Origin of the sequence: Mediterraneibacter catenae (genome assembly GCF_008691045.1) — a bacterium.
Classification (GTDB): Bacteria; Bacillota; Clostridia; order Lachnospirales; family Lachnospiraceae; genus Mediterraneibacter; species Mediterraneibacter ornithocaccae.
This window is the reverse complement of the sequence record NZ_VMSO01000004.1, coordinates 157,385-167,858: the sequence shown is the minus strand read 5'-3', so window position 1 is coordinate 167,858 and position 10,474 is coordinate 157,385. Positions and strand designations below refer to the sequence as shown.

The window sequence follows — 10,474 nt, the reverse complement described above, 5'->3', positions numbered from 1 at the left end:
TCGGTCGTGGCTTTCGCCACATGCACAGAAAAGAGGAGCGGACTTCTGGAATGCAAGCATTCCTCAGTCCGCTCCTCTTTTCTGTGCGCGTTGCTCAATGCTTAACGTAAAAAACCGCCGTCCCCGCAGCTTCTATGTCTGCAAAAACAGCGATTTCTAAGTGCGCGATCAGGGGTTCGAACCCTGGACACCCTGATTAAGAGTCAGGTGCTCTGCCAGCTGAGCTAATCGCGCTTATCTTACGTATCAAACAACGCAAAAGTTATTATATACGACAGTTTATAAAAATGCAAGCTTTTTTTTACATTTTTTTACTCAATCTTTATTTTAATTGCAGATTCTGCGTTGAACAGTGCAAAAAGTCGTTTATTTACGCCGAAACATGCTTTCCAGCGCTTCTTTTGATGTGCCACCCACAATGACTCCCGTCACTTTTCCATTGTAAAAGGCCAAAAAGGCCGGAACTCTATCCACTCCATAATACTCCATAAGCTGTGCTGCCTGTTCTTCCTCCATGCTGTACACTTTGATTCTGCCGCTCTGTTCCGCTGTGAACTGTTCCAGCACGTCTTCCATCATTGCGCACCGCGGACACCAGGAGGCATAAAATTCCAGCAGCACAGGCAGCTCTGACCTGCTCACCTCTGCCTCAAAACTTTTCGGATCGATTTGTTTGACAGCCATGTCTAGCACCTGCCTTCCCGGTTATTTTTATCGTGCCCGTGGCAGATGCCTGAATTCAGTATCTTAGACACTTCCAGTATAGATTTGCGGATACAGAGAATCTGACGGTTGAGCCATGGCTTACAGTAGAATATTTCTCCGGCACATGTTTTCCAGCATTTTTTTCTCAAAATAATACACCTGCCTCTTGAGGAGTTATAAATTATTATATGCCCTCAGGACAGAAACGTGTCCGTTTGCCGGATATTTCACTATTTTCTCACTGCAATAAGCTTATTGATCGGATTTCCTTTCCCCGAGAATTTCTCCTCATATTCCGTCATGATATTCCCACTGTTCATCTCTTCGTTATGATGAAGATCATACGTGAATCCCTGAAGCGTCCAGCCGGCCTCTTTCATCTGTTCAAGCGAGAAATTAAACAGCTCCGTATTGTCTGTCTTAAACTCCAGCCTGCCAAACGGCACGAGTACTTTCTGGTATCTCTCAAGAAATTCTGTAGAAGTAAGCCGTCTCTTGGCATGTCTTGCTTTCGGCCATGGATCAGAAAAATTCAAATAGATCCTGTCCACCTCATCTTTCGCAAATACTTCTTCTATCCTTCTTGCATCTATACAGATAAACCTCACATTCTCCAGCTCTTTGAATTCATCTGTATCAAATTTCTCAACTGCCCGCAGCAGTACGCTGGAATATCTCTCAATTCCCACAAAGTTTATTTGCGGATTCTCTTTTGCCATATTCAGAATAAAACGGCCTTTTCCCGTTCCGATCTCAACCCGTATAGGATGTTTATTTCCGAACACCTGCTTCCAGCAGCCTTTCTGATCCTCGGGTCTTTTTATTACTATATTATGGGCCTGAAGTGTTCCTTCGGCCCGCGGTATATTTCTTAATCTCATATATCGTCCTCCCTGCCCTGATTTTCTGCTATCATCATATCATGACAAAGAAGACCGGTCAAAGCATTAACGGAAAAACCTCTCTATCACTTCTGTCACCCCGGCATGATCGTTATCTCTCTCTGTAACATAATCCGCGATAAACTTAACTTTGTCCGGAGCATTCGCCATGGCTGCACCCAGTCCCGCATACTGCAGCATCGCGATATCATTGTAGCTGTCGCCGCAGCACACCATCTCCTTCGGGATACAGGATCGTATTCATCATGATGGCCGTATTTGCGGTATTGGGCGTTCTCCTAAGCGCCTACATCGTAAAAACTCTTGTCAAAAAATAAGCGATTTCAAGGAGCCTGTCAAAGGGCTCCTTTACTATTCACTTTTTTACATAACATAAATTTTTCTTAACTTGCATTTTCCGCGAAATGGTGTATGATAAAGTATATTATGATTTTGTCACAAACAGGAGGCTTTATATGGACTCTATTGTAAACAAATTGACGGAAATCGAGGATGCAGCGTCAGCTATCGTGCAGCATGCTGAAGATCAGAAAGATGCTCTCAATCGTGAATATGATGAAAAGCGGAGAGCATTTGACGCAGAACTTGAGCAGAAGACAGAAGCCCGCCTAAACGCTATCCGGGCAGAACTGGAAAGCAGGACTTCCAGTATTCTCGACAGCCAGAGTGATTCCAGTACGGAGCTGATACGTTCACTCCGGAAAGAATATGAAGAGAAGCACACAGAATATGCCCGCGAAATATTAAAACGGATCACCGAGGTGTAGCCTATGGGAAACTTACTTGCATACAGCGGGATCGCGACGAAGATCCGGGCAATGGAAGCCAAACTCTTAAGGCCTGAGCAGTTTGTCGAGATCGCGAACCTCGGAAGCGTCCCGGAGATTGCAGAATATCTCAGGAAGAACACGGCTTATGCCGGCGCTCTTGAGACGCTGAACGAGGATCAGATCCACCGCGGAAATATCGAGAAGGTCCTGACTCAGTCGCTCTACCACGATTACACGAAGATCTACCGCTTCTGCGGGCAGAAACAGCGGCGCTTCATGAAACTGATCATGAAGAGCTACGAAGTGGATCTGATCGATTACTGCCTGACCATTGTGATCAACCGCTATAAGAAACCGTTTGACCTGAACTATAAACGGGCATTTTTCGACCGCTATTCGCAGATCTCAATTGAGAAACTCATCACCTCAAGGACTACGGATGAGCTGGTGGAGAACTTAAAAGATACAGAGTATTACGCTCCTTTAAAAAAGCTCAAAGATTCACAGAATGTAACTCTGTACGATTACACGCTCACTCTTGACCTCTATCTGTTCACTTCCACATGGAAAGAACAGAAAAAAGTCTTAAAGAAATCGGATCTGGAACTCTTCATGCGGGACCGCGGCTCCCAGATCGACCTGCTGAACCTGCAGTGGATCTACCGGGCAAAGAAGTATTATAATATGAAGCCCGCCGACATTTACCTGCTTCTCATTCCGATCCACTACAAGCTTTCTACCGATCTTGTCAAAGAGCTGGTGGAGGCTCCCGGACTTGAGGAGTTCGAGACGGCAGTGGCGAGGACAACTTACGCGCGCCACTATAATTTCAAGCAGCAGCTGACCATCGAGCAGATGTATCTGGACTGCCTGAATTATCTGTATACACTTGACCGCAGGCGCAATCCTTATTCGATTGCCGTGATCAACACTTATCTCTTCTTAAAGGAAGAGGAAATCAAAAAGCTGACGACCGCCATGGAATGTGTACGTTACAGTCTGACACCGGGCGAGACGCTGGCATACGTTGGAGGTAAAACCCAATGATCGTTAAAATGAAATTCATCAACATATCCGGTCCGAGGAATGATATCGACCGTGTGACCGACCTGTATCTCTCACGTTATGAGATCCAGCTTGAGTCCGCGCTGTCAGAGCTGAAGACCGTGGACAATTTAAGACCTTTCGTGGAGATCAATCCGTACCGCGATGTACTTGCCAAGGCAGACCAGTTTGTGGGGTATCTTCCCAATGCAGACGATGTAACTCCTGCAACCAATCTGGGCCTTGACGACATGTTTGAGCTCGTGCGCAAGGCAAATGAAGATTATCAGACTCTTCAGGAAAAGAAAGAAAAATTAAAGAAAAAAATAGAGGAGCTTCGCACGAAACAGCAGGTCATCGCTCCTTTCCGTCCCGTGGACTGTGATCTCCACAAAGTACTCAATTACCGGTATATCACCTATCGGTTCGGCCGTATCGCTGTGGAATTCTATCACAAGATGCAGAAATATCTCATGGATGACTTAAATGCCATCTTCGTTGAAGGCGAGAGAGATGAGAGTTTCGTGTACGGGGCTTATTTTGTTTCTCCCTCGGAGGCACAGAAAGTGGATGCTGTATTCCGCTCGCTTCACTTTGAGCGGGTCGAACTCAAAGATGAATTCGAGGGCACTCCGGCATATGCCTACCAGTCACTCGAACGTGAAATCGCCCGGGTCAATCTGGAGATAGACGATCTGGACAAACAGGCCGGCGAGATGCTCGCGGACAGGGCTCCTCAGCTCATAGCTGCAAGAAATCGTCTGGAAGAATTGTCCAATAACTTTGATGTCCGCAAACTTGCAGCGCGGATGGAAGACAATAAAGAAGATTACTACATTCTCTGCGGCTGGATGGCTGAAGATGATGTAGAGAAATTTTTAAAAGAAGTCGAGGAAGACGATAAAGTATTTGTCGTAGTCGAGGACGACCACGACGCTTACTTCGGCGAACCGCCGACCAAACTGGAAAACCCGAAACTGTTCAAACCTTTCGAAATGTTTGTCCAGATGTACGGGCTTCCGGCGCATAATGAGATGGACCCGACTGTATTCATCGGCATCACATATTCCTTTATCTTCGGTGTAATGTTTGGAGATGTAGGCCAGGGACTTCTGCTCCTTATCGGTGGTGCTCTCATCTATCACTTTAAGAAGGCACCTCTGGCGGGAATCATCGCTTCGGCCGGTATATTCTCCACGATATTCGGCTTCCTGTTCGGCAGTATTTTCGGATTTGAAGACGTACTGCCCGCCTTGTGGATACGGCCGATCGACCACATGACCACACTCCCGTTCCTCGGGAAACTGAACACAGTATTCATCGTGTCAGTGGCGTTCGGTATGTTCCTTATTATAGTAGCGATGATACTGCATATTATCAATGCCGCGAAGAGCAAAGATATCGAGGCCGGCTGGTTTGAACCGAACGGCGTCGCCGGACTCGTCTTCTATGTCGCAGTCGTAGTAACCATCATACTCTTCATGACAGGCAACCCTCTTCCGGGCGGCATTGTGATGGCGATCATGTTCGGCGTACCGCTGATCGTAATGCTCTTCAGGGAGCCTCTCACAAAAACAATACAGAAACGGACCGACAAGATGGAAACCGGAAAGGCAATGTTCATCGTACAGGGATTTTTCGAGATGTTTGAGACTCTCCTGAGTTATTTCTCAAATACAATCTCTTTTATCCGTATCGGCGCATTTGCTGTCAGCCATGCGGCGATCATGGAAGTAGTCCTGCAGCTTGCAGGCGCGGAGAGCGGCAATCCCAACTGGATCGGCGTTATCTTCGGCAACCTGTTCGTGTGCGGATTCGAGGGACTCATCGTCGGCATTCAGGTACTCCGTCTGGAATACTACGAGATGTTCAGCCGCTTCTACAAAGGCAGCGGTCACGCGTTTGATCCGTATACAAAGAAGAATACAAAAACATCGAAAAAATAATATATAAAGAAATCAGGAGGATTCTACCATGACTTTAGCAACAAAAATCATCTTTATCATTGCTCTGATCGTAAGCATCATCGTTCCGTTCGGCTACTATCTGCTCGGCGAGAAATCAAAGAAGCGCTACAAACGCGCGATCGGAACTAACGCATTTTTCTTCTTCGGTGCATTTGCCATCGCCACGATCATGCTGCTTGGCGGACCGGACGTACAGGCTGCCGGATCAGTAACAGCTGACAGCGGATTCGCAACAGGACTCGGTTATCTCGCAGCAGCGCTCGTTACAGGTCTTTCCTGTATCGGCGGCGGTATCGCAGTTGCAAGCGCAGCAAGCGCAGCGCTCGGAGCGATCAGCGAAGATTCCAGCGTACTCGGTAAATCACTGATCTTCGTAGGTCTGGCGGAAGGTGTCTGCCTGTACGGACTGATCATCTCCTTCATGATTTTAGGAAACCTGTAACACCAGTCAGCCGTGCAGAAAGATACGGGCTGACGAGATCTGCGGGCTTGCCCGCAAGGCACGGCTGGCCGGATCTTTCTATGGGTAGGAGGCAAATCATGAAAATGTTTCTTATAAGTGATAATGTCGATACCTACACGGGCATGCGCCTTGCCGGAGTGGACGGAGTCGTCGTGCACGAACGCGATGAGCTTAGAGACGCCCTGGAAGATGTGCTCACTGACAAAACAGTGGGGATCGTACTGCTGACGGAAAAATTCGGCAGGGAGTTTCCCGATATTATCGACACATTCCGGCTGGAGCGAAAGATGCCGCTTTTAGTCGAAATTCCCGACCGACACGGAACGGGACGAAAAAAGGACTTTATCACATCATATATTACCGATGCTATCGGTCTGAAATTATAACTATTAACAAAAAGGAGGGATTCCTTTTGACCCTGGAAGAAAAGATCGCTCACCTGCAGTCCACGTCAATGGAACAGGCACGCGCAGAAGGAAATGCCATTATCGATTCCCACCGGGAAGCGCTGGAAAAAGTGTTTGAAGATCATAAGGCAGAAGCACTGCGGCAGTCCGAGACACGGATCAAGGCTGAGACGACAAATGCCAAACTTTCTTTAAATCAGGCGACTGCAAAGTCCCAGCTCGAGATCAAACGACGCCAGGGAAAGGTGCAGCAGGAACTGAAAGATAAGATATTTGAAGAGGCCAACAGCCTTGTACAGGATTATATGCAGACAGAAGACTATAACGATTTTCTTGTCAAATGCATCCGCCAGGCGGTCAAATACGCCGGCGAAGACCCTGTCGTGATCTATATCAATCCGTCGGACGAGAAGAAACGTTCTGACCTTGAGGATGCTACAAGAGTCCGGCTCACGATCAGTGCAGAGGACTTTATCGGCGGAGTGCGCGCAGTCATCCGCTCCCGCAATATCCTCATAGACAATTCATTTAAAACACAGCTGCGCAATGAATATGACAAATTTATGTTTTTAGGAGGTGACGGAATTGCTTAATACCGGAAAGATCTATGGCATAAACGGCCCCGTCATTTACCTGAAGGGAAATACCGGTTTCCGCATGTCCGAGATGGTCTATGTAGGAAAACAGCAGCTTGTAGGCGAGGTCATAGCCCTTGATAAAGACAGAACGACGATACAGGTTTATGAGGAGACGTCAGGTCTTCGCCCCGGCGAGGAAGTCGTGGCAAGCGGCAGCCCCGTCTCCGTCACTCTTGCTCCCGGTATCCTGAACAATATATTCGACGGTATCGAGCGCCCGCTCGAGCGTATAGCAGACTCCGCCGGAGCATTTATCTCCAGAGGTGTCAGCGTTGATTTTCTTGATAAAGAAAAGAAATGGCAGACACATATCACTGTAGAAAAGGGGCAGTATCTCCACGGCGGCGACATCATCGCCGAAGTGCCCGAGACACACGCCATCGTACACAAATGTATGGTCCCCCCTGACGTGGAGGGTACTGTAACAGACGTCGTTCCTGACGGCGAATATACGATTGATGAAGTTCTTGTCACACTGGAACTCTCAAACGGCACTAAAAAAGAACTTACAATGACACAGCGGTGGCCTATCCGCGTACCAAGACCGACGCACCACCGTTTTCAGGCGTCTGTACCGCTGATCACCGGGCAGCGTATCATCGATACTATGTTCCCCATCGCAAAAGGCGGAACTGCAGCTATCCCCGGAGGTTTCGGTACCGGCAAGACCATGACGCAGCATCAGATCGCAAAATGGGCGGATGCAGATATCATCATCTACATCGGCTGCGGCGAGCGTGGAAACGAAATGACACAGGTACTGGAAGAGTTCGGTGAACTGACCGACCCCAGGACGGGAAATCCTCTGATGGACCGTACCACACTTATCGCCAATACTTCAAACATGCCGGTGGCTGCCCGTGAGGCGAGTATCTACACCGGTCTGACACTGGCGGAATATTACCGCGATATGGGGTACGACGTGGCGATCATGGCTGACTCCACATCAAGGTGGGCAGAAGCCCTCCGAGAGCTCTCCGGCCGACTGGAAGAGATGCCTGCCGAGGAAGGATTCCCGGCATACCTTGCGTCAAGACTGTCCGCATTTTATGAGCGTGCAGGCATGATGCACAACTTAAACGGAACTGACGGCTCTGTCACTATCATCGGAGCGGTCTCCCCGCAGGGAGGGGATTTCTCCGAGCCTGTCACACAGAACACAAAGCGTTTCGTCCGCTGTTTCTGGGGACTGGATAAGAGCCTTGCATACTCGAGACATTTCCCGGCAATCCACTGGCTCACCAGCTACAGTGAATACCTGACTGACTTAAGTCACTGGTATCAGGATAATGTTTCACCCCAGTTTGTCTCCTACCGGAACCGGCTCATGGCATTGTTGAACCAGGAGAGCAGTCTGCTTGAGATCGTCAAGCTGATTGGAAGCGACGTGCTCCCGGACGACCAGAAACTGGTCCTGGAGATCGCCCGTGTCATCCGCCTCGGTTTCCTGCAGCAGAATGCATTTCACAAGGATGACACCTGTGTATCGATGGAAAAGCAGTTCCTCATGATGGACACCATCCTGTATCTCTACAAGCAGGCGCGCACTCTCGTTACTATGGGACACCCGATGTCCGTATTGAAATCCGAGAACATCTTCGACCGGGTCATCTCTATCAAATATGATGTGCCCAATGACCGTCTGGAAATGTTCGCCCAGTACCACCGTGATATCGATGAGTTCTATCAGCGGGTACTGGAGAAAAACGCATAAGGAGGACCGAATATCATGTCAATTGAATATCTGGGCTTAAGCAGCATCAACGGACCTCTGATCGCTCTTGAAGGCGTACAGGATGCATTTTACGATGAGATCGTAGAATTCGTCGTGGACGGCACGGAGCACAAAATCGGACGTATCGTAGAGATATATGAGGACAAAGCCGTCATCCAGGTATTTGAAGGCTCTGAGAATATGTCTCTTAAAAATACTCACACAAAACTCACCGGACATCCTATGGAGATTGCACTCTCCCCGGATATGCTGGGCCGTACGTTCAACGGCATCGGGCAGCCCATCGATGATCTGGGACCGATCGTCTCCACCCTGAAGCGGGATGTGAACGGCCTTCCGCTCAATCCGGTGCGCAGGGAATATCCGCGAAACTATATCCACACCGGCATCTCGGCAATCGACGGTCTTACCACGCTGATCCGCGGTCAGAAGCTCCCGATTTTCTCCGGAAACGGACTTCCCCACGACCAGCTCGCCGCGCAGATTGTAAAACAGGCTTCGCTCGGCGAAAACTCCGACGAACAGTTTGCGATCGTATTTGCTGCCATGGGCGTAAAGCATGACGTGGCAGACTTCTTCCGAAACACATTCGAAGAGAGCGGTGTTGCGGACCACGTTGCCATGTTCCTGAATCTGGCAAACGATCCTGTCGTCGAGCGTCTGATCACGCCGAAGGTAGCGCTTACCGTGGCCGAGTATCTTGCATTCGAACAGAACATGCATATCCTCGTCATCCTGACGGATATGACATCCTTTGCAGAGGCGATGCGTGAGGTATCCTCCTCCAAGGGCGAGATTCCCAGCCGTAAAGGTTATCCGGGATACCTGTACAGTGAACTCGCAACTCTTTATGAGCGCGCGGGCATCGTGCAGGGCGTGAACGGTTCGGTGACACAGCTCCCGATCCTCACCATGCCGAACGATGACATCACCCATCCGATCCCTGACCTGACCGGATATATTACTGAGGGGCAGATCGTACTTGACCGCCCGCTGAACGGGCAGTCCATCTATCCGCCGATCAACATCCTGCCATCCCTCTCCCGTCTGATGAAGGACGGTATCGGCGAGGGCTACACAAGGGAAGATCACCAGGATCTGGCGAACCAGCTCTTCTCCGCCTACGCCAAAGTGGGTGATGCGAGAAACCTCTCCTCCGTCATCGGTGAAGACGAGCTCTCCCCGATTGACAAGAAATATCTGGAATTCGGAAAAGAATTCGAGGAGAAATATATCGGACAGGGCGTGGATGAGAACCGGAGCATGGAAGAGACTCTGGATCTTGGCTGGAAACTGCTCGGAAGACTGCCGAGAGAAGAACTGGACAGAGTGGATACAAGGATACTTGATAAGTACTATAAGCCGATGTCTGAGGAGTAGGAGCAGATGAGCATACAGGTTATGCGTGCTGTCGAGACCTGGCAGCACGCAGGTGCATATTATGTGCGGATCCAGGCAATGGCAAAGCAGTATCATATCACTCTGCGCGAAGAATTTGACGGGCACGATACCCCGGACGCCAAATATATTGTCCTGCTGGATGATGATTTTCCAGTCGCGACCTGCCGGCTGTATGAATACGGCGATAAAACCATGATGCTCGGACGCGTCGTCGTACTCCCCGAGTACCGAGGCAAAGGGCTCGGACGTCAGGCAGTAATGGAGGCGGAGAAGTGGGCGCTTGCTCTCGGCTGTACAAAAGCCGTGCTGGAAAGCCGGGATACAGCCGTCGGTTTCTACGAGAAGCTGGGATATGCCGCATATCCTGACAGAATAATACACGGCGGGACTTTCACCTGCATCTACATGGAAAAATCACTATACTGAATTAAGGACACTGTCC

At 49.2% G+C, this 10,474-nt stretch carries 12 protein-coding genes and 1 tRNA gene; 9 read left to right on the top strand and 4 right to left on the bottom strand.

Annotated features, from left to right (window positions below):
- Positions 1–161: 161 nt before the first annotated feature.
- The 4 genes from FNY66_RS05285 to FNY66_RS05270 all read right to left on the bottom strand — a co-directional run bounded on the left by FNY66_RS05285 (position 162) and on the right by FNY66_RS05270 (position 1,823).
- Positions 162–234 (bottom strand) — tRNA-Lys (locus FNY66_RS05285).
- 132 nt (positions 235–366) lie between these two features.
- On the bottom strand, positions 367–684 hold the full coding sequence (locus tag FNY66_RS05280; protein ID WP_150310492.1) for a thioredoxin family protein: 318 nt from the start codon (positions 682–684) through the stop codon (positions 367–369).
- Between the two features lie 251 nt (positions 685–935).
- Complete coding sequence (gene trmB / locus FNY66_RS05275) at positions 936–1,586, bottom strand: tRNA (guanosine(46)-N7)-methyltransferase TrmB (RefSeq protein WP_087150605.1); 651 nt, start codon at positions 1,584–1,586, stop codon at positions 936–938.
- A gap of 66 nt (positions 1,587–1,652) precedes the next feature.
- Positions 1,653–1,823 carry an HAD family hydrolase gene (locus FNY66_RS05270; protein WP_150310491.1) on the bottom strand — a complete coding sequence of 57 codons (171 nt, stop codon included), beginning with the start codon at positions 1,821–1,823 and terminating at the stop codon, positions 1,653–1,655.
- Positions 1,824–2,062: 239 nt separating this feature from the next.
- Here FNY66_RS05270 and FNY66_RS05265 point away from each other — a divergent pair, with 239 nt between their 5' ends.
- From FNY66_RS05265 to FNY66_RS05225, 9 genes are all read left to right on the top strand, one after another.
- Positions 2,063–2,374: a hypothetical protein gene (locus tag FNY66_RS05265; protein WP_087150610.1), complete on the top strand. Its 312-nt coding sequence runs from the start codon at positions 2,063–2,065 to the stop codon at positions 2,372–2,374.
- Positions 2,375–2,377: 3 nt separating this feature from the next.
- A complete protein-coding gene (locus tag FNY66_RS05260; protein WP_150310490.1) occupies positions 2,378–3,424 on the top strand; it encodes a V0D/AC39 family V-type ATPase subunit in 1,047 nt (348 codons plus the stop codon).
- Positions 3,421–5,367, top strand: a complete 1,947-nt coding sequence (locus FNY66_RS05255; RefSeq protein ID WP_087150612.1) for a V-type ATP synthase subunit I — start codon at positions 3,421–3,423, stop codon at positions 5,365–5,367. Before FNY66_RS05260 ends, FNY66_RS05255 begins: the two co-directional genes overlap by 4 nt.
- A gap of 28 nt (positions 5,368–5,395) precedes the next feature.
- Positions 5,396–5,830: an ATP synthase subunit C gene (locus FNY66_RS05250; RefSeq protein ID WP_087150613.1), complete on the top strand. Its 435-nt coding sequence runs from the start codon at positions 5,396–5,398 to the stop codon at positions 5,828–5,830.
- A gap of 98 nt (positions 5,831–5,928) precedes the next feature.
- Entirely contained in the window at positions 5,929–6,237 is a 309-nt protein-coding gene (locus tag FNY66_RS05245; protein ID WP_087150614.1) for a V-type ATP synthase subunit F, read from the top strand.
- A gap of 26 nt (positions 6,238–6,263) precedes the next feature.
- Positions 6,264–6,851 (top strand): V-type ATP synthase subunit E, encoded by a 588-nt coding sequence (locus tag FNY66_RS05240; protein WP_229409448.1) that lies wholly within the window; start codon positions 6,264–6,266, stop codon positions 6,849–6,851.
- Entirely contained in the window at positions 6,844–8,610 is a 1,767-nt protein-coding gene (locus FNY66_RS05235) for a V-type ATP synthase subunit A (protein WP_150310489.1), read from the top strand. Before FNY66_RS05240 ends, FNY66_RS05235 begins: the two co-directional genes overlap by 8 nt.
- 15 nt (positions 8,611–8,625) lie before the next feature.
- The gene (locus FNY66_RS05230; protein ID WP_087150616.1) at positions 8,626–10,011 is read left to right on the top strand and encodes a V-type ATP synthase subunit B; all 1,386 of its coding nucleotides are present in this window, start codon (positions 8,626–8,628) and stop codon (positions 10,009–10,011) included.
- A 6-nt stretch (positions 10,012–10,017) separates the two neighbouring features.
- Positions 10,018–10,458 (top strand): GNAT family N-acetyltransferase, encoded by a 441-nt coding sequence (locus FNY66_RS05225; RefSeq protein ID WP_087150617.1) that lies wholly within the window; start codon positions 10,018–10,020, stop codon positions 10,456–10,458.
- The last annotated feature ends 16 nt before the right edge of the window (positions 10,459–10,474 follow it).